The following is a 20,307-nucleotide window of genomic DNA, read 5'->3' as shown; positions in this document are numbered from 1 at the left end:
CCTCGGTCGGGCCCCACCGCGACCGGAGGAACCCGGGCCACGATGGCCCGGACGACCACCACGGGAAGGACGAGCACGTGTCGACCACAGGACCCTCCGTCATCCTGACCCTCGGCCGTCCGGTCCACGCGCAGGCACTGTCCTACACCGCGATGTACCGGGCGAAGCCCTTCCGCGAAGCCCTCCTGGTGTACCGGGAGGGCGGGACCTACACGATCCTGTCGCCCGGCGAGGACCACCACGGGTGCTGGGTCTCGGCGACGACCCCGCTCGACCCGCCTCGGCACGTCTCGTTCATGTCGTGGCCCTCGGCCGACTGGGATCGGGACGTTGCGGCACACACGCTCGTCTTCGCGCCCGACACCGGCGCCTTCACGCAGGAGCTGCGCCTGCCGGGGGAGTCCGTGCCGCGGGCGCAGCACGGCTTCGCGGTGTCCGTGGCGGACCCGGGGACGATCGACACCACCGAGGGCTGGGCCGTGCTGCGCGAGCGCCACCGCGAGGCCTTCGCACAGGTGCGGGCGCTGGCGGTCGGGAGCGCCGGGGCGCCGTCCGACGGGTAGGGGCTGGACCACGCCGGCTCCGCCGAGGGGCTGTGGTGGGCGTCAGTGGATGCTCGTCAGGGCGCGCAGCTCGTGCGCCCGAACCCGAGGAAGCGCACGGTGACCACCCGCACCGACTCGGTCGACGTGGCGGTCCAGGTGCTCGTGAGGTCGGTGCGGATGCTGACCGTCGAGGTCCGCCAGGTGAAGAGGTCCCACGAGCCCACCGTGGTGCTCCGGGCGTCCGCGGGGCGCTGTGCGACCTCCTGCCCGTCGACGAGGACCGTGAAGCGTTCGGGCGCGGTACCGGCGAACCCCCACCCGATCGTCACCGATCCGTCGCTGTTCGTCGCGCAGGTCAGCGCGGTGACCGGCGACGCCGTCGCGGTCGCGAGAGTGCTCGTGGCCGACGGGGTCGTCGCGGCGAACGCGGCGGCTGCTGCCGGAGCGGGGAGTGCCAGTGCTCCTGCCACGCACACGGCGGCGACGATCACGGCGGTGGAGACGCGCGGGCGACGTCGGCGGGCGCGGTGGCGCGCACGGCGGTCCGCCGGTGCCGTCGGCGGTCGGTTCCCGGAGACCGCCGGGGTGACGGCGAGGAGCGTGACGGCGAGGACCGCTGCGCCGAGCACGGTCAGGGAAGCGGTGTCACCCGCGGCCGCCCAGGTGATCGGTGTGCCGACGAGGGGCACCCGGAGGTAGCCGACGCCCTCGACGGCGGAGCGGGTGATCGGGGTGGAGTCGGCCTGCGGGTTCGCGTCGCCCTTCGTGGTCAGCGTGTCGTCGCCGTCGAGCGCGTCGAACCGGTGCAGACGCAGGACGCCTGCATGGTCCGGGTCGTCGAACAGCAGCACCTGACCCCGGTGCAGGTCGCGCGGGTCGACGGGCTTGCTGACCACGACGTCGCCGACGCGCAGGGAGGGCTCCATGGAGCCGGTCATCACGGTGGTGCTGTGCCATCCGATGAGCATCGGAGCGGCTGCCCAGAAGAGCATGCCGAACACCGTCGCGACCACCCCGCGGGCGGCGAGCACCACCGTGAACCGGATCCACGACGTCGAACGCACGGTCGGTTCCTCCTGACCGGGTCTAGGAGTTCTGTGCTTCCCAGGTGAAGCCGAGGCTCGCGCTGGCACCCATCAGGGACGCCGGGGCATCCGGCGAGACGGTGTAGGCGATCTGGTACGTCCGCGTCTCGGCCTTGTCGCCGGTCGGCTTCCAGGTGCCGACACCCGTGGCGTAGTTCGTGCGGGTGGTGGCGAAGGTCGCGAGCGGTCCGTCGTAGAGGGTGCCGTCAGCGCCCGCGGCCGCGGTGAAGCCGGTGCAGGTGCCGTACCCGCCGCCGGTGCCCTGCGTCACCCGCAGCGTCACGTACGAGCCGAGCGACTTCGTCTGCTGCACGTTGGTGGCGTAGAGCTTCACCACGCTCGGCAGCGAACCGCTCGACGTGACCGCGATGCAGTTCGTCCCGGTCGAACCGGGCTTGAGGTTCGACGCGGAGAACAGCGCGCCGTTCGCGGCGTCGTTGCTCAGCGAGACCGAGCCCATGGACCAGTTGTTGGCGTCGTCGGAGGACGTCGCGGAGAAGGCCGAGTAGGACGCGGTCGACACCGCGACGCCACCGGCGACGAGTGCGGCCGGGATCACGGCGAGGGTGGCGATGCGGGAGAGGGCGCGGGTCGGGAGGCGCACGGCGGGTCCAATCGGTTCTTGTTCGCTCGATTTTCGAGCTAATCAAGACGATACGCCTCGAATTATGAGTGTGTCAACAATCGTGCAAAACGGAATCCGTCTAGAGTGTTCTCGTGCCTGGACTGCCCACGGGGAACCTCGGAGACGACGACCGCTCGCTCGACGACGCGGTGGCGGCGTTCTACGCGGCGCAGGTCGAGCACTCCCACCTGATCCAGCACCTGGCGGTGCTGAACGACCTCAACGCAGTGGACCTCCGCGCGCTGCAGTTCCTCGGCGCGACGGACGAGGACCGGACGCCGAAGGAGCTCGGCGGGTACCTGGAGATGGGCACCGGTGCCGTCACGGCGCTCCTCGACCGGCTGGCCCGGCGGGGGTTCCTCGACCGGGTCCGGAACCCGGACGACCGACGGAGCGTGCGGATCGAGCTCACCGTCGACGGGTTCGCGGTGGTCGGCGCTCTCAGATCGGCCTACCGACGAGCGCTCAAGCGGTCCCTGCCGCGGGAGAGCGTCGAGGTGTTCATCGCGTTCACCGAGCGCATGGCGGAGGAGTTCCGGGCTCCGATCGCCGACGAGGTCGACGGGTCGGACTGACCCGCCGCCAGCAGGTCAGCTGGCCTGCTTCTTCGCGGAGGTCTTCTTCGCCGGGGCCTTCTTCGCGGGCGTCTTCTTCGCAGGCGTCTTCTTCGCCGGGGTCTTCTTCGCGGGTGCCTTCCCTGCCGTCGCGTCCCCGTCGTCGTCCGCACCAGCGGGACCGGACGACGAGCGTGAGCCGGACGACGAGCGCGACCCCGAGCCTCCAGACCCGGACGAGGACCGTGACGAGGACCGCGACGGACTCGACGAACCGGACCGCTTCTTGTCGACCGAAGCCCGGAGGGCCGCCATCAGGTCGATGACGTCGCCGCCCTCGCCGGCGTCGTCGTCCTCGGAGCGCTCACCGAAGGTCTCCGCGGTGTCGACGTCGTCACCGGCCTCGAGCTTGGCGTCGATGAGCTGCTGCAGTTCCTCCTGGTAGGAGTCCGTGTAGCGGTCGGGGTCGAAGTCGGCGGACATGCTCTCGACGAGCGACGACGACATCTTCAGCTCGTTCGCGCTGACCTTCACCGAGGCGTCGAGGGACGTGAAGTCCGCGGCCCGGACCTCGTCGCCCCACAGGAGTCCCTGCAGCAGGATGACGTCCTCGTTGACGCGGAGCACCCCGAGCCGGGTCTTCTGCCGGAGGGTGAACTGCACGATCGCCAGCCGGTCGGTCTTCGCGAGCGTCTCGCGGAGCAGCACGTACGCCTTGGGCGACCGGGAGTCCGGTTCGAGGTAGTACGACTTCTCGAACATCATCGGGTCGACCTGCTCGACGGGCACGAACTCGAGGACCTCGATCTCGTGCGACTGCTCCTCGGGCAGCTGCTTGAAGTCGTCGGCGGTGAGGACGACCGTCTTGTCACCGTCGTCGTAGGCGCGCTGGATGTCGGCGTACTCGACCTCGTGGCCGAACTCGCACACACGCTTGTACCGGATGCGGCCCTTGTCCTCGTCGTGGACCTGGTGCAGGGACACGTCGTGGGTCTCGGTCGCCGCGTACACCTTGATGGGCACGTTGACGAGCCCGAACGCGATGGAGCCCTTCCAGATCGACCTCATGGGCACATGATGCCCGGGAGCGCGGCGACGGGCCCTCAGTTCCGGGCGGATCGACAGCCGCGCGCGAAGTCGGAGGGCGTATCGTGCCGCGCATGACGGGGGAACACAGCACAGGGGCCACCGACGCGACTGCTGCGACGGACGACGACCGGATCGACGCTGTGGGCTGGTGGCAGCTCGCCGCCCTGGCGGTCAGCGGAGCCGTCGCGCCGGCGGTGTTCTTCGTGCTGCAGCCGGGACCGGTCCCGTGGGTCGCGGTCGTCGTGCTCGGCCTCGCGCTGGCGGTCGCGCTCCCCGCCCTGCAGGTCTGGTCCTGGGCGCGCCGCGGCGGTCGGGCCGCGGTCGCGGCCACGCGGCGGTGGGTCGACGAGGGGCGTGTTCCCCCGGAGGTCCCGGAGGCGGTCTGGCGGCCGCGGGTCCAGCAGTGGACGGCGGACGCGCGGCAGCGACGATCCAGCGGGTGGGTGTTCGTCGGTCTGGCTGCCCTGTGGGCGGTCCTCGCCACGACTGGCACCACCAACGGCTGGGGTGTCGCGGTCGTCTGGGCCGTACTCGGCATCGCCACCCTCGTGCAGGGGCGCGGCGACCGGGTCGGTGCCGAGCACCTCCTGGCCACACCGGTGCGACCGACGTCCTGACCCGTCGTGCACAGCTCCGGCACCAGGACGTCCTGTCCACGGAACCGCCGGTCCTGAGCCACCGTGCCGCCGCGGCGAGCAGCATGGGCCCATGAGCCAGCTCGACAAGCAGGACCCGCGTTCGCAGTACGCCCGGCCGCCGTTCCCGCCGCAGACCCAGCAGGGGTCCGGGCTGGCCAGCGCGATGGACCCGGCGCCCGACCACGGCGAGACGACGTACCTCGGTACGGGGCGGATGCCCGGGTACCGGGTGCTCGTGACCGGTGCCGACTCCGGCATCGGCCGAGCGGCCGCGATCGCGATGGCGAACGAGGGCGCGGACGTCGCCCTGAACGCCCTGCCCGAGGAGCGCGAGGACCTCGAACAGGTACGCGACGTCGTCGGTGACCTCGGGCGCAAGGCCGTGCTGCTGCCGGGCGACCTGACCGACGAGGCGTTCTGCGACACCCTCGTGCGCGATGCCGTCAGTGAGCTCGGCGGGCTCGACGCGCTGGTGCTCGTGGCCGGGCACCAGCAGGTCCACGAGGACGTCACCGAGCAGTCGACCGAGGACTTCGACCGCACGATGAAGGTCAACCTCTACTCGATGTTCTGGCTGGTCCGGGCGGCCGTGCCGCACATGGCTCCCGGCAGCGCGATCGTCACCACGAGCTCGGTGTCGGCGTACCAACCGCAGGACCGGATGATCGACTACGCCGCCACGAAGTCCGCCATCATCACGTACACGAACGGCCTGGCCCGGCAGCTCGCGGCGAAGGGCATCCGGGCGAACTGCGTCGTGCCCGGTCCGGTGTGGACCCCGCTGCAGCCGATCAGCTACCCCGGCGACGAGATCGCCGCCTACGGCCAGGACACCCCCTTCGGCCGGCCGGCGCAGCCCGTCGAGCTCGGCAGCGCCTACGTCCACCTCGCCGGGCCGGAGTCGTCCTACACGTCCGGCAGCACCCTGACCGTGGCGGGAGCGACCGGGGTCGCGCTGTGAGTCCGGCTGCGCGGAAGGCCACCGTCCTCGTCGGGGACCGCAGGATCGCGCTCACCAACACCGACAAGGTGCTCTACCCCGTCACCGGCACGACCAAGGGTCAGGTGATCGCCTACTACGAGCGGGTGGCGCCGTGGATGATCCCGCACGTCAAGGACCGTCCGGTGACCCGGAAGCGCTGGGCGAACGGTGTGGAGGGCACGGTCTTCTTCGAGAAGAACCTGCCCGACTCGGCGCCCGACTGGGTCCGTCACCACACGATCGCGCACAAGGAGCACGACACCGAGTACCCGATCGTCGACGACCTGCCGACGCTCGTCTGGATGGCGCAGCAGGCGGCGCTCGAGCTGCACGTCCCGCAGTGGCGCTTCGGTCCGCGCGGAGCACAGCAGCACCCGGACCGGCTCGTGCTCGACCTCGACCCGGGCGAGGGCGTCGGGCTGCCGGAGTGCGTCGAGGTGGCGCTCGCCGCGCGCGAGATCCTGCACGGCATGGGCCTCGACCCGTACCCGGTGACCTCCGGCTCGAAGGGCATCCACCTGTACGCGGCACTCGACGGGCGTGCCACCACCGCGCAGGTGTCCGACGTCGCCCACGAGCTCGCCAGGGCGTTGCAGCAGGACCTGCCCGACCTGGTGCTGTCCTCGATGAGCCGCGCCGAGCGACGGGGCAAGGTCTTCGTCGACTGGTCGCAGAACAACGGCAACAAGACGACGATCGCGCCGTACTCGCTGCGCGGCCGTGACCGGCCGACCGTCGCGGCGCCGCGGACCTGGCAGGAGCTCGAGGAACGCGGGTTCGCCCAGCTGGAGCTCGAGGAGGTCCTCGACCGCCTGGAGGCACACGGCGACCTCCTGCACCCGGTCGCCTCCGCCTCGCTGGCGGTGGGCAGGACCGACCACGGCCACTGGGACAGCGACCGGACCCAGCGGGCGAACGAGACCGAGCAGCCGGCTCGCGACCGCCTCGCGGTCTACCGCGCGAAGCGCGACGCGACGAAGACGCCGGAGCCGGTGCCCGAGGGGGCACCGACCGTGCGGAGGGACGGCACCCCGACCTTCGTGATCCAGGAGCACCACGCCACCCGTGACCACTACGACTTCCGGCTCGAGCACGACGGCGTGCTCGTGAGCTGGGCGCTCCCGAAGGGCGAGCCGACCGACCCCGGGAAGAACCACCTCGCCGTGCAGACGGAGGACCACCCGCTCGAGTACGGCTCGTTCGAGGGGACGATCCCCCAGGCCGAGTACGGCGGGGGCACCGTCACCATCTGGGACGACGGCACCTACGAGCTCGAGAAGTGGCGCGAGGGGGAAGAGGTCATCGTCACGCTGCACGGCCGCGCGAACGGTGTCCGGCGGCTGGCGCTCCTGCACACCCGTGGGCGTGGTCGCGGCCGCGGTGGGGGGAGTGGCGGCGACGAGAAGAACTGGCTCATCCACCGCACGAAGGACCAGCCCGACCCGAACGGCGGCGGCGACGGCGGTGGCGGAACGGACGCGGGTCGCGGCTCCCGACCGGTGACGACCGCCGTCGAGCGCCGACGGATCGGGCGCGCGGCGCCCTCCGCGACGCCACCCGGCGAGCGGCGGGCCATGCTCGCGAGCCCCGTGCAGGGCGAGCCGCACCTCGACCCGTCGGTCTGGGCGTTCGAGATGAAGTGGGACGGTGTCCGCGCCCTGGCCAGCGTGCGCGACGGTCGGGTCACGCTGCGGAGCCGGAACGACAACGACCTGACCGCGCAGTACCCGGAGCTGCAGGAGCTGGGTGAGCGGGCCGGGGTCGACGGGGTCTTCGACGGCGAGGTCGTGGCGCTGGACGAGCGCGGGCGGCCGTCGTTCGGCCTGCTGCAGGACCGCATGGGGCTGACCGGGACACGTGACGTCGAGGCTGCACGGCGCCGGACGCCCGTGCGCCTGCTGCTCTTCGACGTGCTCGAGGCCGACGGACACGACCTGACCCGGCTCGGCTACGACGCCCGGCGCGAGGCGCTCCTGACGGTCGTCGAACCGGGCGGCGCGATCGAGGTGCCTCCCGCGGTGGACGGCGACCTGGACCACGCCGTGTCGGAGTCACGCGACCGCGGGCTCGAGGGCGTCGTGGCGAAGAAGCGCTCGTCACGGTACGCCGAGGGCCGCCGGTCCGAGGCATGGGTGAAGATCAAGCACCACGTCACGCAGGAGGTCGTGGTCGGCGGGTGGCGGCCCGGCATGGGGCGGCGGGCCGGTGGGGTCGGATCGCTGCTGTTGGGGATCCCCGGGCCGGACGGACTCGAGTACGTCGGCAGGGTCGGGACGGGCTTCAGTGACCGCGACCTCGACGACATCGCTGCCGTCCTCGGCAGGATCGAGCGGAAGACCTCGCCGTTCGTCGACGTGCCGCGGCCGGATGCTCGCGATGCGCACTGGGTGACACCGCGGCGGGTGGGTGAGGTCGTGTTCGCCGAGTGGACCACGGACGGTCGACTCCGGCAGCCGTCCTGGCGCGGATGGAGGCCGGACAAGGGGCCCGACGACGTCGTCCGCGAGTCCTGACCGGCTGCTGGCGCCCCACCCCCCCTCGTGCGGAAGCGGCCCGTACGGAAGCGGCCCGTGCGCCGGATCAGGGGACGCACGGGCCGCCGCCGGTGCACCGTGTTCGGCGATCAGGGGGTGACCGAGCACGGCGCGTCCAAGGCCCGGGACCCCCACGGCCCGGGCATCCGGAACCCCCACGGTTCCGGGACCCACTGGTGTGACGAGTCGATTCCGTGATTCGTCACGCCGGAGCTCGGACTCTCCCTGCGAGCCGTCGCGGACACGACGAGACCGTCCGGGAGCCCAGCTCCCGGACGGTCCCCGGCGTCGGTCGATCGGGCCGGTCAGGCCGCCGGAGCCGGGCCGTCCGCCGGCTTCGCGGTGTCGGCAGCGGGCAGGTCCTCGTCGATCAGGTCCTCCTGCTCGGGCAGGTCGACCTCGGCGGCTGCCGCCTTGGCGTCGTCGATGGACTCCTGCGAGCGCCGGAGGAGGTCGTCGTCTGCTGCGTGATCCGTCATGCGGCCGACGCTACGCGGGCGCGCCTGTGCCCGCGTCGGACCGGGGGACCGGCGGTGCGACCGACGGAGCGGCGACGTCGAAGTCGACCGCCGAGGTCGGCGCGGGCGTGGTCGGCATCGCCGGAGCAGCGGGCTCGTCGACCGCGTCCGCGGCGTCCAGCACGGCCCGGGTGGCCGCCGCAGCGGTCCGGAGCGCATCCGACAGGGGCATCGCGCGGTGTGCGGCCGTCCGGACCTCGACACCCCACGGTTCCTCGTGCCCGAGGCTCCGGAGCACGCGGACCAGACCGGGCAGGTCCCAGGCACCCGACCCCGGCAGGTGCCGCGCGGTGCGGGACTCCTCGGCGAGGGTGAGTCCGGACGGCGTGTGCAGCAGCCCGTCGCTGAGCTCCACCGCGGCGAGCACGCCGGGGGCGACCCCCTGCGCGATCGACGCCAGGGTGGATCCGCCGCGGAGCGTGTGCATCGCGTCGAGCAGGAGGCCGGCGTTCGGGTGACCGGCCGCGGCGACGAAGCGGGACGCCCGCTCGACGGTGGGCAGGTTCGACCAGGGCTCCGGTTCGAGGACGAGTCGCGCTCCGACCTTCTCGGCCTGCGCGGCGAGATCGGTGAAGTCCGCAGCCATCGCCGCCGGTGTCACCGGGTGGACGCCGGTGTCGGCGCGGACGACGACCTGCCAGGCGCCGAGGGTCGCGGCAGCCTCGAGCACGACCCCGCGGTCGGCCTCGTCGTCGGTCGAGCGGTCGACGTGGGTCCACCAGCGTTCGAGCGGGCCGAGCTGCACCCAGACGATGCCGGCCCGGTCGAGGACGCGGCGCAGTGCCGTGAACCCCGTCGTCGCGCGGACCTCGTGGAGGTCGTCGAGCGACAGTGACAGGCCGGAGAACCCGGCATCCCCGACGGCTCGGACCCGGTCGGCGATCGGTTCGTCGCCCGCCCAGGTCCAGGACGTCGCGAGCAGATCGTGTTCCTGCACGGCGCACCTCCTCGGTCGGGACACACACCGTCCCCGGCGCGCTCGGCGTCGAGCACGCTCGCGGTGTCCCGTGGTCTGACGTCGATGGTCCCCCGACGTCAGGGACTGTCTACGCCGCGCGGCTGCGGGCCCTCCCAGCGGCGCGTGGTCGCAGCCGTGTCGGCGCCGGTGACCGGGGGCGTCAGACGATCCGGGTCGTCACCGTCCCCACACCGGCGACGGCGCCCGTGACGACCTGGCCGCGCTGCAGCGGCCCGACGCCGTCCGGCGTCCCGGTGAACAGCAGGTCGCCCGGTGCGAGTGTGACCCAGCGCGACAGCTCGGCGATCGTCTCGGCGACGGACCAGATCTGGTCCGCCAGGTCGCCCGCCTGTCGGAGTGCGCCGTCCACCCGGAGCTCGATCGAGCCCGCGGTCGGGTCGATCCCCGCGGCCGGGACGAGCGCGCCGACCGGGGCCGAGGCGTCGAAGCCCTTCGCGAGGTCCCACGGACGGCCGAGCCGCTTCGCCTCGGCCTGCAGGTCGCGGCGGGTGAGGTCGATCCCGACGCCGTAGCCCCACACCAGTTCGAGTGCGCCGGACACGCCGACGTCCGAGCCCCCGCGGCCGAGCGCGACGACGAGCTCGACCTCGTGCTCGAGCCGGTCCGTGCCCGGTGGGTACGGGGTGTCCGCGCCGTCGGTGACGAGCGCGCTCGCCGGCTTCGAGAAGAAGAACGGCGGCTCGCGGTCCGGGTCGTGCCCCATCTCGCGCGCGTGCGCCGCGTAGTTGCGGCCGACGCAGTACACGCGACGGACGGGGAACCGGCCGCCCGACGCGGTCGGCAGCGTGGGCTGGTCCGGGGCGGGGATGACGAGGTCCTGCACGTGCCCAGCCTGGCACGTCAACCCTCGGCGCTCGCAGTCTCTTGCTCCAGCCCACGGCGACGGGCGCGCTCCTGTCGCTCCCGCCACTCCTGCCGGAGGTCCTCGATCAGCTCGGCCTCGTTCTGCTCGACCATGAGCGGGCCGTAGTGCGGATGCGCGCAGAGCGACCGGTAGATGCGCTCCATCATGTCCAGGCGTCGTTTGAACAGATCGTCGGGTTCGTCGGTGATCATCGGGATCGTCCTCCGTCTCGGTCACGTGTTCGCTCGGGGTGGAGACGCCGACGTTCGGCACGTTGGACGGCCCACACGACCCACTCGTCGTCCTCGGTGACCCACGAGCGGGTCGTCAGCGCGTGCGTCATGAGCGCTGCCGCGTCGTGGTCGTCCGGGTCTTGTGAGAGCGCCCGCTCCACCACCCACGTCCAACGCTGCCACCACAGGTCCCGGTGCACCGAGAACTCGGTATTCCGCCGCATCCGCCGCCCCTCGAGCACGGTCACGACCACACTCGCGGCGGCCACCGCGGCCCCGACCAGCGCGACCACCGCGCTCACCCATCCGACGTCCATGCCCCGAGCCTCACAGCACAGGACCGGCCACGCGGCGGGCGTGACCGGTCCTGTGGACGGTGCGCAGTGCCTCCAGGCTGTGCAGGAGGAGCGTGCAGGAGGCGCCGGGTGACGGGCGAGGTCAGTTGCCGGGGGCTGCGCCCTCCGTCTCGCCGGCGCCCGGGTCGCCCCCGGTCCCGCCGTCGGTCGGCTCGTCCTGCGGCCAGCCCCGGAACTCCCAGCCCGACAGCGACGGGTGGTCCTCGCCCCTCGAGTAGGCGAAGGTCCGTGCAGCGTCCCGCGCCTCGGTGAGCTTCGCGAGCAGGTCGGCGTGCGCGTCGGCGTCGACCCGTGTCAGGGCGTCGTGCGCCAGCGAGAAGCGGTCCATGTCGTTGAGCATGAGCATGTCGAACGGCGACGTCGTCGTGCCGTGCTCGAGGAAGCCGTGCACGTGCAGGTCGTCGTGACCGTGCCGGCGGTACGTCAGCTGGTGCACGAGCGACGGGTAGCCGTGGAAGGCGAACACCGTCGGTGTGCCCGGCAGGAAGACCTCGTCGTAGCGCTCGTCGCTGACCGGGTGCTCGTGCTTCCGCGGGTCGCCGAGGGACAGCAGGTCCACGACGTTGACGAAGCGCACCCCGACCTCGGGAGCGTGCTTGCGGATGATGTCCGCCGCGGCCATCGCCTCGACCGTCGGGACGTCACCGGCGCTCGCGAGCAGCACGTCTGCACGACCGACGGTGTGCTCGGTCCCGGCCCAGTCCCAGACGCCCAGACCCGCAGCCGCGTGCGCGACCGCGTCCTCGATCGACAGGAACACGGGCTCCGGGTGCTTCCCCGCGACGATGACCTCGATGCGGTCGGTCGTCTCGAAGGCGTGCGCGGCGACGGCGAGCAGCGTGTTCGCGTCCGCCGGCAGCTTGATGCGGACGAGGTCCTGCTGCTTCGAGGCGACGACGTCGAGGAAGCCCGGGTCCTGGTGCGAGAAGCCGTTGTGGTCCTGCCGCCACACGTGCGACGACAGCAGGATCGACAGGTTCGAGACCGGCGCGCGCCAGTCGATGTCCGTCGACGACTCGAGCCACTTCGCGTACTGGCCGACCATGGAGTCGATGATGTGCGCGAACGCCTCGTAGGTGTTCAGGAGGCCGTGGCGACCGCTGAGGACGTAGCCCTCGAGCAGCCCCTCGAGCAGGTGCTCGGACAGGACCTCGATCACGCGGCCGCGGGCGCCGAGGTGCTCGTCGCCGGCGGCGCGACGGGCCCGCCAGACCCTCGAGGTGACCTCGAAGACCGCGTCGAGCTTGTTCGAGATCGTCTCGTCCGGGCCGAACAGGCGGAAGGACGATCCGTTCCGCGAGGTCAGCTCCGCGAGCCACGGTCCGAGGGTCGCCGTCGAGCTGGCGTCCTCGCCGACGGGCACGCCGTACGGCTCGAGCGGCGGCCGGTCGAGCGCGGTGCGGATGCGGCCGCCGTTCGCGTGCGGGGTGGCGCTCATGCGGAGGTCGCCCTGCGGACGGATGGTCGTCAGGATGCCGGTCGGCTGGCCGTCGGCGTCGAAGAGCTCGTCCGGACGGTAGCTCCGCATCCACTCCTCGAGCTGCTCGCGGTGGCCGGCGTCCTCGCGGACCGCCGGCAGCGGGACCTGGTGGGCGCGGAACGTGCCCTCGACGCGCTCGCCGTCGACCTCCTGCGGGCCGGTCCAGCCCTTCGGGGTACGGAGCACGATCATCGGCCAGCGCGGACGCAGGTCGGCTGCGCCTGCCGGCTGTCCGGTTGCGGCTCGCTGCGCCTGTGCACGCGCCGCGGCCTGGATGTCGTCGATGCTCGCGAGGGCACGGCGGAGGGCGCCGTCGAACAGGGCGTGCACGGCGAACGGGTCGTGGTCGACCCGAGCGGAGTCGACGACGATCGGGTCGTAGCCGAGGCCGCGGAAGTAGGCGGTGAGGTCCTCGTCCGGGATGCGCGCGAGGATCGTCGGGTTCGCGATCTTCCAGCCGTTGAGGTTGAGGATCGGCAGCACGGCACCGTCGGACACCGGGTCGAGGAACGTGTGCGCCTGCCACGATCCGGACAGCGGCCCGGTCTCCGCCTCGCCGTCGCCGACGACGCAGGCCACGACGAGGTCGGGGTTGTCGAGCGCTGCACCGTAGGCGTGCGCGAGGGAGTACCCGAGCTCGCCGCCCTCGTGGATCGATCCGGGGGTCTCCGGCGCCGCGTGCGACGGGATGCCCCCGGGGAAGGAGAACTGCCGGAAGAACTTCTGCAGGCCCTCGGGGTCGGGCGTGATGTCCGGGTACAGCTCGCTCCAGGTCCCCTCGAGCCAGGCGTTGGCGTTCATCGCGGGACCGCCGTGCCCGGGACCGCACACGTAGAGCAGGTCGCGGTCGGTCTCGGCGATGAGCGCGTTGCAGTGCGCGTAGACGAGGTTGAGCGCGGGGGACGTGCCCCAGTGCCCGAGCAGACGCGGCTTGACGTCGTCCGGGTCGATGGGTCGGGTGAGCAGCGGGTTGTCGAGGAGGTAGATCTGCCCGACGGTCAGGTAGTTCGCGGCACGCCACCAGGCGTCGATCGCCCGGATCCGGTCGGTGCTCGGGATGTGTGCGGGGGCCATGCCCACACGCTACGGAGCAGGGGACAGGATCTCCCCAGGAACTCCGTCCAATCCGATCCGGCGAGGGTCCCGAATCCCTTGCATCAGCCGGGAAACACCCGGAGCGCTCACCAGCCGCAGGTAGCTGGTTCTCCACCCCTGTTCGGGGTGTGTTCGGCGCGCACTCAGGGAATCGCGCCGAGCGCGACAACGGAAGGAACCCATCATGCGCAAGTCCATGAAGACCTCGATCACCCTCGCCACCACCGGCGCCCTCGTCCTGGGTGGTGCCGCGTTCGGCATCAGCACCGCGAACGCTGCGACCCCGAACGTGCAGACGGTGTCCTCGTCGTCCGAGTCGAAGATCCCGGCCCCGGTCGCATCGGTGCCCGAGGTCAAAGGTGGCAACACCGCCGTCGCGCTCGACAAGGGCTTCACCGACGCGCTGACCTCGCTGGGGCTGACCCCGGGCGTGTCCGGCAACGCCAAGCTCGAGGACGGGTCGGTGTCGTTCCCGATCACCGCCGGTTCGGTGACGTACTGGAGCCCGGACGGCAACTACCGCCCGTACGTGCAGGGTCTGCTGAACCACGACGACTCGGGTCTGACGCTCAAGGCCGGTGACACCACGGTGACGCTGGAGAACTTCGTCGTGAACCCGGGCTCGTCCAAGCTCTACGGTGACGTCCTGGTCAACGGTCAGGTCGCCGCGTCGAACGCGTACCTGTTCTCGCTGCACGGTGGCACGCTCAAGCCGCTCCAGCTCGAGGGTGACAACGCGATCCTGACCGGCACCACCGTCCACGTCTCCGACGACGCTGCGGGCCTGCTGAACCAGACCTTCAAGACCGACGCCGTCAAGGGTGGCCTGCTGGTCGGCACCGCGACCATCACCGCCCAGATCAAGTAAGCGCAGATCGAGGAACACCCCCGCGGGACATCACCGCACCCCACGACGCGAAGGCGCCGCCCCCGACCACGGGGACGGCGCCTTCCGCCGTACCCGGGTGAACGATCCGGCCCCCTGTCTCGTCGTCTGGGCATGGGACTCCGCACACGCACGAAGGTCATCATCGGCATCGCCACCGGTGTCGTCGTCATCGGCGCCGCCGCCGTCATCGCCGGCCCGGTCATCTACGCGAACACGGTCAACGGCCAGGCCGCAGCAGCCCCCTCGCTGAGCGCCGCGCCGTCCGGCTCCGGCGGGACGCTCGACACCGCGCAGGCCGACGGCACCTGGACGAGCACGAGCAGTTCGTACGCCGGGTACCGCGTGCACGAGGTCCTGCAGGGCAATGATGTGAACGTGGTCGGACGGACGAAGGACGTGCAGGGCACCGCGACGGTCGAGGGCGGTTCCCTCACGAAGGCGACGGTCACGGTGCAGGTCGCGAAGATCACTACGCCCGAGTCCGCCCGCGACGAGTACTTCCGCACGAAGGCCCTGCAGACCGACCGCTACCCGACGGCGACGTTCGCGCTCACCGAGCCCGTCGACGTCTCCGGCGCGCTCGACGGCAGCACGCAGGACGTCACGCTCACCGGCACGATGGACCTGCACGGCGTCGAGAAGCCCGTCACGGCCGACGCGCAGGTCGCGGTGACGAAGGACGGCGGCGTCCAGGTCGTCGGTTCGGTCCCGATCACCTTCGCCGACTACGGGGTCGAGGCCCCGTCGCTCGGCTTCGTCACCGTGGACGGGAAGGGCTCCGTCGAGTTCTCCCTCGACCTGGCGAAGTGACCGTGACGAGCCGTTCCGCCGACGAGCTGCTGGCGACGCTGTACCGCGAGCACGGCGACGCGCTCGCCCGGTACGTCCGGCACCTGACGAGGGACGGCTCGATCGTCGAGGACGTCGTGCAGGAGACGATGGTGCGCGCCTGGCAGCGACCGGCCGTGCTCGAACGAGCACCCGACAGTGCCCGCGCCTGGCTGTTCACGGTCGCCCGGAACCTGGTCGTCGACGACGCCCGCTCCGCACGCAACCGCCGCGAGCAGGGCTCCGAGCACCCGGTCGACCGTGCCGAGGCCGACCGGACGGACGCGGTGCTCGACCGCATCGTCGTCGCGGACGCGCTCGCCTCGCTCAGCCCGGACCACCGCCGCGTGGTGGTCGACGCCTACTGGCTCGGCCACACCGTGCCGGAGATCGCACGACGACACGACATCCCCGAGGGCACCGCGAAGTCGCGGTTGCACTACGGACTGCGGGCACTCCGGCTCGCACTGCAGGAACGAGGAGTGACCCGATGAGCGTGGACCCGACCGCGCACGACCGCTACGCCGAGTGGGACGCCGCGTACGTCCTCGGCTCGCTGCCGCCCGACGAACGGCTCGAGTACGAGCGGCACCTCGAGACGTGCGACCGCTGCACGGTGGCCGTCGCCGAGCTCGTCGGCCTGCCCGGGCTGCTCGCGAAGCTGCCGGCCGACCAGGCGGTCGAGATCGCGGAACCGGACGGGAGGCCCGACACGCGTTCCGAGGGCTCCCTCGCCGCCGTCGCGCACCGCGTCCGGCACCGTCGGCGTCGTCGCCGGGTCTGGGTCGCCGCCACCGAGGGGCTGGCGGTCGTCGCCGCCGTGCTCGGCGGGCTCGCCGTGGGCACCGCCGGTGACCGCGGTGGCACGGTGCAGGCCGGTGGCGCGCCGACGACGTCCGCACCGACGACCTCGGGAGCAGGTGCCCGCTACACGATGACCGGCTCGCAGGGCCTCGACGTCGACCTGGCCGTGCGTGGCGAGCAGTGGGGCACGCGCTTCGACTGGGGCTGCTCCTACGGCGGCAAGCAGTGGTCGGCGGACGGCTCGGTCATGTACGACCTCGTGGTGGTCCGGAAGGACGGCTCCGTGCAGACCGTCGCGTCGTGGTCGGCCGCCGGGGCCGAGGCCCGCGGGCTGTCGGCGTCGACGGACGTGCCGCGCGACGACATCGCCGAGGTCCAGGTCCGGCTGCGCGGGGAACGCGGGTCCCTGGCGAGCACCGACCTCGCCGAGCACGCGGGATGATGGCCGGGTGAACCGCGCCGTGCCCGTGCTCGACGACGTCGTCCGTCAGGTCGAGCGGACGGGCTTCCGCGCCCACGGCCTGCACGTCCTGGTCGGCGACGACACTGCCCACCACCACTGGTCGGCCGACGTCCGCCGCGACGTGCACTCGATCGCGAAGGGCGTGGTCGTCCTGGCGGCCGGGATCGCCGCGGACGACGGGGTGCTCTCGCTCGACGAGCCCGTCGGCGCGCTGCTGCCCGACGTCGTGCTCGGACCGGGAGTACAGGACGTCACGCTCCGACACCTGCTGACGATGACGAGCGGCATCGACATGCCGTGGTCGCCGACCGAGACGAGCGACTGGCCGGACCTGGCGCGGGAGTTCCTCGGGCGCCCGACCGCCGGACGGTCGTTCCAGTACGCCAACGCGAGCACCTACACGGCCGCACGAGCCCTCGGCGCCCGGATCGGTGACGTCGGCTCCTTCGTGCAGGAGCGTCTCCTCGGTCCGCTCGGCATCGAGGACGTCCGGTGGGACCGCTGCCCACTCGGCCACGTCGTCGCCGGCGGTGGGCTGTGGCTCCGCACCGCCGAGGTCGCACGTATCGGCCGGTTGCTGCGCGACCGCGGCGCGGCGGACGGTCGGCAGCTCGTCCCCGCGGCGGTCGACGGTCGGCAGCTCGTCCCCGCGGCGGTCGTCGACGCGATGCACACCGACTGGGTCGTGGCGGGGTCGTCCCCGTCGTACGACCACTACGCCCTCGCGGGGTGGGGCGGCCCGGGCCGCACCTGGCGGCTGCACGGGGCGTACGGGCAGCTCGTGCTCCTGGACCCGGTCGCCGACGCCGTCGTGACCCTCACGGCGGACGACCACGAGCGAGCCGACGTGACGGCCGCAGCGGTCGCGGAGGTGCTCGCAGCCGTCCGCTGAGCCGACCCGGGCGAGGTCGCGTCGCACCCCGCGAACGGGGGACGGAACGGTCGGTTGAGTTGCCGACTACAACCGCGAGCCCGGTGCTCGTACGGTCGTCCACGGGGGACGAAGGGGTCGTCCTCCGGAGAGGGGAGATGTGGACACCACATCGAACGAGGGCTCGCCGACCAGGCGCCAGCTCCTCACACTCGCCGGTGCAGCAGCAGGGGCTGCAGCGCTGGGCGGGATCGGGTTCTCCGGTGCCCCGGCCTTCGCGGCGGTGGCCTGGCGGTACCCGTTCCGCGAGCGACACGTGGTCTCGTCGGGGTTCGGGCCGCGCGAGTCGCCGGGCGGGGTCGGCAGCACGAACCACCAGGGGATCGACTTCGCCGCCGGTACCGGAACACAGATCTACGCGATCGCCGCGGGGACGGTGATCGACCAGTCGACGACGACGGGCTACGGCTGGCTGACGAAGATCCAGCACGGTGACGGGTACGTCAGCTGGTACGGCCACCAGAGTGCGTTCCAGGTCAGCAAGGGCGCCAAGGTCTCGTCCGGTCAGAAGATCGGGCGGGTCGGGAGTACCGGGAACTCGACCGGGGCGCACTTGCACCTCGGTATCACGCTGAACGGCACCTTCATCGATCCGGCGCCGCTCATCGTGAACGCTCCGCTCCCCGGGGACTCCGCGCCTCCGCAGCAGCTCGACGACGACTTCACGATCATCCGGTCACCCGGACGCGGCGCAGCCGTCCTCGGCGCGGGGTACTTCCGCAGCCTGCCGACGGCCGAGTTCGAGCAGTGCGCGATCGCTCTGTTCGGCGACCCGGTCGACGGGAACGACCGGCAGTTCGACCTCTGGAAGGCCACCGCCATCGGTGGCACCAAGGCCTGACCGGCCCTTCCTGTCCCCCTGTACGCAGACACGCCCTGACGAAGGAACGACACCATGAAGCTCATCCAGTCCACCAACCGCGGCATCGCGATCATCGGCCCCGGCTACTTCAAGGGCCTGAGTGCCGGCGAAGAGGTCACCCAGGCCGTCAACCTCTGGGGCAGCCCGACCATCGGCAACGACCGGCAGTTCGACGTCTGGAAGGCGATCGCGCTGCAGGGCACGACCGCCGGCTGATCCGGTCGCGCACGAGGCCCGTCGGGACGCTCCGTACCGACGGGCCTCAGTCCTGTGGTTCGACCGGGCCGAGCGCCTCGAGGACGCGGTGCGAGACGGACCGCAGGGTGTCCGCATCGGTCGCAACGGGCCTCCAGAACAGCTCCTCGAGTGCCGCGGTGTGCGCGCGGATGCCGGCGAGCACCGCGCGTCGACCCTCGGTCGTCATCGTCACCCAGCTGCCCCGCCCGTCCGTTGGGCAGTCCGCACGCTCGACGAGCCCGCGCCCGACCATCCGGGTGACCTGGTGGCTCACGCGCGACTTCTCCCACCCGATGCCTGCCGCGACGTCGCGGACCCGCAACCGGTGGTCGGGAGCGCGCTGCAGGCCGATCAGGATCTCGAACTCCGGGATCGAGATGCCGGCCCCCTGCTGGACGGCGTGGTCGAGCGCCCGGTCGAGCCGACGCCAGACGTCGTGGAAGGCGTCCCATGTCGCCCAGTCGTGCCCCTCGCCGCCCTGCTCCGCCATGTCGGCCAGCGTAACCAGCGGTGGTGCCACGGGCACGAGGATCATCCGTTCGGCTGACTCCGGGACGGCACTCGGCGCGCTCAGAGGTCACGTCGGACGCCCGGCATACGATCACTCCATGCCGACCCCGCACCTCCGAGACTGCACCGACGACGTGGTCACGCTGGCACAGGGGTGGATCGAGGCGGCCCGCGCCGTGAAGCCGGAGCCCGCCGCCGCGCGTCTGGCGGAGCTGTTGGCCGACGATCGCGGCGCGGAGTTCGCCCGCACGTTCGTCGACGTCGTGGTCCGGCCGGAGGACCCGAAGGTCGTCGCCCGGAACCTCGAGCGTGCGAGCCGAGCGGTGCCGGACGACCTCGCCTGGTACCTCCGCGGCGCGGTGACGGTCGGCGGTGGCTTCGCGACCATGGCACCGTGGGCGGTCGTCCCCTCGGCGCGGAAGGTGCTGCGGCGGCTCGCGGGACACCTCGTCGTCGATGCCACACCGGCGCGGACCCCGGCAGCGTTGGCGAAGGTCGGTGGTCCGGACACCTGCGTCGACGTCGACCTGCTCGGCCCCGCCGTGCTCGGACCGGCCGGACGTGACCGACGGCTCGCGGCGATCGACGAGCTCCTGCGCCAGGACGTCGCCGCCGTGACCGTCGACCTCGACGCCGTGCTGCCGCCGGTGTCCCCGTGGGACCTCGACGCCGCCGTCGCCGACGCGGTCGAGCACCTCACACCGCTCCTGCACACCGCGGCGAGCCGACCGACCCCGCCCCTGATCACCCTGCAGACGGGGCGGGCACAGGACGTCGAGCGCACCGTCGCGGTGCTGCTGGCGCTGCTCGGTCGGGACGCCACCGCCACGCTCACCCTCGGGGTCACCCTGCCCGCCGAGCTGCCCGAGTCGCTCGACCTGCTCGACCGGGTGACGGCGGCGGCGCGGGAGCGACGGGCAGCCGGCGGGGCGCCTGTACGCGTCCGGTTCACCAAGGGCTCGCTCCTCGCCACCGATCGGGTCGACGCCGTGCTCGGGAGCCGGCCGCTCGCCGTGACCGCGGACACCCGCACGACGGACACCGCGTTCCTGCGCCTGCTCGACACGGCGATCGATCCCGAACGGACGGACGCCGTGCACGTCGGCGTCGCCACCCACGACCCGTTCGCCCTCGCGACCGCGCACGTGCTCGCCGAGCGCCGCGGCGTGCTCGACGCCGTCGGACCCGAGGTGTTCCTCGGGACGACCCGGTACGCCGAGGTGCTA

The 20,307-nt window shown here is 72.2% G+C and carries 23 protein-coding genes; 13 read left to right on the top strand and 10 right to left on the bottom strand.

The window, feature by feature from the left end; translation table 11 throughout:
- The first annotated feature begins 77 nt into the window (after positions 1 to 77).
- Positions 78 to 563 (top strand): hypothetical protein, encoded by a 486-nt coding sequence (locus tag D8M35_RS08355; protein WP_126891440.1) that lies wholly within the window; start codon positions 78 to 80, stop codon positions 561 to 563.
- Between the two features lie 56 nt (positions 564 to 619).
- Here D8M35_RS08355 and D8M35_RS08350 read toward each other — a convergent pair whose 3' ends face one another.
- Together D8M35_RS08350 and D8M35_RS08345 are read right to left on the bottom strand one after the other, a co-directional pair.
- The gene (locus D8M35_RS08350; RefSeq protein WP_126891439.1) at positions 620 to 1,609 is read right to left on the bottom strand and encodes a signal peptidase I; all 990 of its coding nucleotides are present in this window, start codon (positions 1,607 to 1,609) and stop codon (positions 620 to 622) included.
- Positions 1,610 to 1,631: 22 nt separating this feature from the next.
- Entirely contained in the window at positions 1,632 to 2,234 is a 603-nt protein-coding gene (locus tag D8M35_RS08345) for a hypothetical protein (protein ID WP_126891438.1), read from the bottom strand.
- Positions 2,235 to 2,347: 113 nt separating this feature from the next.
- Between D8M35_RS08345 and D8M35_RS08340 the strand changes: the two genes are divergently transcribed.
- Positions 2,348 to 2,830 carry a MarR family winged helix-turn-helix transcriptional regulator gene (locus D8M35_RS08340; RefSeq protein ID WP_126891437.1) on the top strand — a complete coding sequence of 161 codons (483 nt, stop codon included), beginning with the start codon at positions 2,348 to 2,350 and terminating at the stop codon, positions 2,828 to 2,830.
- Positions 2,831 to 2,845: 15 nt separating this feature from the next.
- Here the strand turns inward: D8M35_RS08340 and D8M35_RS08335 are convergent, their stop codons facing one another.
- The gene (locus D8M35_RS08335) at positions 2,846 to 3,877 is read right to left on the bottom strand and encodes a Ku protein (RefSeq protein WP_126891436.1); all 1,032 of its coding nucleotides are present in this window, start codon (positions 3,875 to 3,877) and stop codon (positions 2,846 to 2,848) included.
- Positions 3,878 to 3,969: 92 nt separating this feature from the next.
- Here D8M35_RS08335 and D8M35_RS08330 point away from each other — a divergent pair, with 92 nt between their 5' ends.
- The 3 genes from D8M35_RS08330 to D8M35_RS08320 all read left to right on the top strand — a co-directional run bounded on the left by D8M35_RS08330 (position 3,970) and on the right by D8M35_RS08320 (position 8,031).
- Complete coding sequence (locus tag D8M35_RS08330) at positions 3,970 to 4,515, top strand: hypothetical protein (RefSeq protein ID WP_126891435.1); 546 nt, start codon at positions 3,970 to 3,972, stop codon at positions 4,513 to 4,515.
- Positions 4,516 to 4,606: 91 nt separating this feature from the next.
- Entirely contained in the window at positions 4,607 to 5,497 is an 891-nt protein-coding gene (locus D8M35_RS08325; protein WP_126891434.1) for an SDR family oxidoreductase, read from the top strand.
- Positions 5,494 to 8,031: an ATP-dependent DNA ligase gene (locus D8M35_RS08320; RefSeq protein WP_126891433.1), complete on the top strand. Its 2,538-nt coding sequence runs from the start codon at positions 5,494 to 5,496 to the stop codon at positions 8,029 to 8,031. Before D8M35_RS08325 ends, D8M35_RS08320 begins: the two co-directional genes overlap by 4 nt.
- Positions 8,032 to 8,357: 326 nt before the next feature.
- On the opposite strand, the gene D8M35_RS16370 is transcribed toward D8M35_RS08320, so the two are convergent.
- The 6 genes from D8M35_RS16370 to D8M35_RS08295 form a co-directional block, all read right to left on the bottom strand.
- Positions 8,358 to 8,531, bottom strand: coding sequence for a hypothetical protein (locus tag D8M35_RS16370; RefSeq protein ID WP_153257435.1), 174 nt, complete (start codon positions 8,529 to 8,531; stop codon positions 8,358 to 8,360).
- A gap of 10 nt (positions 8,532 to 8,541) precedes the next feature.
- Positions 8,542 to 9,507: a sugar phosphate isomerase/epimerase gene (locus tag D8M35_RS08315; protein WP_161972628.1), complete on the bottom strand. Its 966-nt coding sequence runs from the start codon at positions 9,505 to 9,507 to the stop codon at positions 8,542 to 8,544.
- A gap of 181 nt (positions 9,508 to 9,688) precedes the next feature.
- A complete protein-coding gene (locus D8M35_RS08310) occupies positions 9,689 to 10,372 on the bottom strand; it encodes a fumarylacetoacetate hydrolase family protein (protein WP_126891431.1) in 684 nt (227 codons plus the stop codon).
- 17 nt (positions 10,373 to 10,389) lie between these two features.
- Positions 10,390 to 10,605, bottom strand: coding sequence for a hypothetical protein (locus D8M35_RS08305; RefSeq protein ID WP_126891430.1), 216 nt, complete (start codon positions 10,603 to 10,605; stop codon positions 10,390 to 10,392).
- Positions 10,602 to 10,943 carry a hypothetical protein gene (locus tag D8M35_RS08300; protein ID WP_126891429.1) on the bottom strand — a complete coding sequence of 114 codons (342 nt, stop codon included), beginning with the start codon at positions 10,941 to 10,943 and terminating at the stop codon, positions 10,602 to 10,604. Before D8M35_RS08300 ends, D8M35_RS08305 begins: the two co-directional genes overlap by 4 nt.
- Positions 10,944 to 11,064: 121 nt before the next feature.
- A complete protein-coding gene (locus D8M35_RS08295; RefSeq protein WP_126891428.1) occupies positions 11,065 to 13,536 on the bottom strand; it encodes a phosphoketolase in 2,472 nt (823 codons plus the stop codon).
- A gap of 205 nt (positions 13,537 to 13,741) precedes the next feature.
- On the opposite strand from D8M35_RS08295, the gene D8M35_RS08290 reads away from it, so the two are divergent.
- The 7 genes from D8M35_RS08290 (at position 13,742) to D8M35_RS08260 (ending at position 18,550) form a co-directional block, all read left to right on the top strand.
- Positions 13,742 to 14,425 carry a hypothetical protein gene (locus D8M35_RS08290; protein ID WP_126891427.1) on the top strand — a complete coding sequence of 228 codons (684 nt, stop codon included), beginning with the start codon at positions 13,742 to 13,744 and terminating at the stop codon, positions 14,423 to 14,425.
- 132 nt (positions 14,426 to 14,557) lie between these two features.
- On the top strand, positions 14,558 to 15,256 hold the full coding sequence (locus D8M35_RS08285) for a YceI family protein (protein WP_126891426.1): 699 nt from the start codon (positions 14,558 to 14,560) through the stop codon (positions 15,254 to 15,256).
- On the top strand, positions 15,253 to 15,768 hold the full coding sequence (locus D8M35_RS08280) for a sigma-70 family RNA polymerase sigma factor (RefSeq protein WP_126891425.1): 516 nt from the start codon (positions 15,253 to 15,255) through the stop codon (positions 15,766 to 15,768). The genes D8M35_RS08285 and D8M35_RS08280 overlap by 4 nt, the downstream gene beginning before the upstream one ends.
- Complete coding sequence (locus tag D8M35_RS08275) at positions 15,765 to 16,520, top strand: anti-sigma factor (RefSeq protein ID WP_126891424.1); 756 nt, start codon at positions 15,765 to 15,767, stop codon at positions 16,518 to 16,520. Before D8M35_RS08280 ends, D8M35_RS08275 begins: the two co-directional genes overlap by 4 nt.
- A 7-nt stretch (positions 16,521 to 16,527) precedes the next feature.
- Positions 16,528 to 17,433: a serine hydrolase gene (locus tag D8M35_RS08270; protein ID WP_126891423.1), complete on the top strand. Its 906-nt coding sequence runs from the start codon at positions 16,528 to 16,530 to the stop codon at positions 17,431 to 17,433.
- Between the two features lie 139 nt (positions 17,434 to 17,572).
- Positions 17,573 to 18,313, top strand: a complete 741-nt coding sequence (locus D8M35_RS08265) for a M23 family metallopeptidase (RefSeq protein ID WP_126891422.1) — start codon at positions 17,573 to 17,575, stop codon at positions 18,311 to 18,313.
- A gap of 54 nt (positions 18,314 to 18,367) precedes the next feature.
- Positions 18,368 to 18,550: a hypothetical protein gene (locus D8M35_RS08260; protein WP_126891421.1), complete on the top strand. Its 183-nt coding sequence runs from the start codon at positions 18,368 to 18,370 to the stop codon at positions 18,548 to 18,550.
- A 46-nt stretch (positions 18,551 to 18,596) separates the two neighbouring features.
- On the opposite strand, the gene D8M35_RS08255 is transcribed toward D8M35_RS08260, so the two are convergent.
- Entirely contained in the window at positions 18,597 to 19,061 is a 465-nt protein-coding gene (locus D8M35_RS08255) for a MarR family winged helix-turn-helix transcriptional regulator (protein ID WP_161972627.1), read from the bottom strand.
- 118 nt (positions 19,062 to 19,179) lie between these two features.
- Here D8M35_RS08255 and D8M35_RS08250 point away from each other — a divergent pair.
- Positions 19,180 to 20,307, top strand: a 1,128-nt coding sequence (locus tag D8M35_RS08250) for a proline dehydrogenase family protein (RefSeq protein WP_174234719.1), incomplete at its 3' end; no start/stop codon positions are given.

It is taken from the genome of Curtobacterium sp. HSID17257 (assembly GCF_003989515.1).
Lineage (GTDB): Bacteria > Actinomycetota > Actinomycetes > Actinomycetales > Microbacteriaceae > Curtobacterium.
The sequence above is the reverse complement of the archived record's forward strand: the minus strand, read 5'-3'. Positions and strand labels throughout refer to the sequence as shown.

Bases quoted from the DNA above. Each gene is read 5' to 3' on its own strand.
- D8M35_RS08335 (WP_126891436.1), bottom strand. From the start codon at position 3,877: ATGAGGTCGATCTGGAAGGGCTCCATCGCGTTCGGGCTCGTCAACGTG.
- D8M35_RS08330 (WP_126891435.1), top strand. From the start codon at position 3,970: ATGACGGGGGAACACAGCACAGGGGCCACCGACGCGACTGCTGCGACG.
- D8M35_RS08325 (WP_126891434.1), top strand. From the start codon at position 4,607: ATGAGCCAGCTCGACAAGCAGGACCCGCGTTCGCAGTACGCCCGGCCG.
- D8M35_RS16370 (WP_153257435.1), bottom strand. From the start codon at position 8,531: ATGACGGATCACGCAGCAGACGACGACCTCCTCCGGCGCTCGCAGGAG.
- D8M35_RS08305 (WP_126891430.1), bottom strand. From the start codon at position 10,605: ATGATCACCGACGAACCCGACGATCTGTTCAAACGACGCCTGGACATG.
- D8M35_RS08300 (WP_126891429.1), bottom strand. From the start codon at position 10,943: ATGGACGTCGGATGGGTGAGCGCGGTGGTCGCGCTGGTCGGGGCCGCG.
- D8M35_RS08295 (WP_126891428.1), bottom strand. From the start codon at position 13,536: ATGGCCCCCGCACACATCCCGAGCACCGACCGGATCCGGGCGATCGAC.
- D8M35_RS08290 (WP_126891427.1), top strand. From the start codon at position 13,742: ATGCGCAAGTCCATGAAGACCTCGATCACCCTCGCCACCACCGGCGCC.
- D8M35_RS08285 (WP_126891426.1), top strand. From the start codon at position 14,558: ATGGGACTCCGCACACGCACGAAGGTCATCATCGGCATCGCCACCGGT.
- D8M35_RS08275 (WP_126891424.1), top strand. From the start codon at position 15,765: ATGAGCGTGGACCCGACCGCGCACGACCGCTACGCCGAGTGGGACGCC.
- D8M35_RS08260 (WP_126891421.1), top strand. From the start codon at position 18,368: ATGAAGCTCATCCAGTCCACCAACCGCGGCATCGCGATCATCGGCCCC.
- D8M35_RS08255 (WP_161972627.1), bottom strand. From the start codon at position 19,061: ATGGCGGAGCAGGGCGGCGAGGGGCACGACTGGGCGACATGGGACGCC.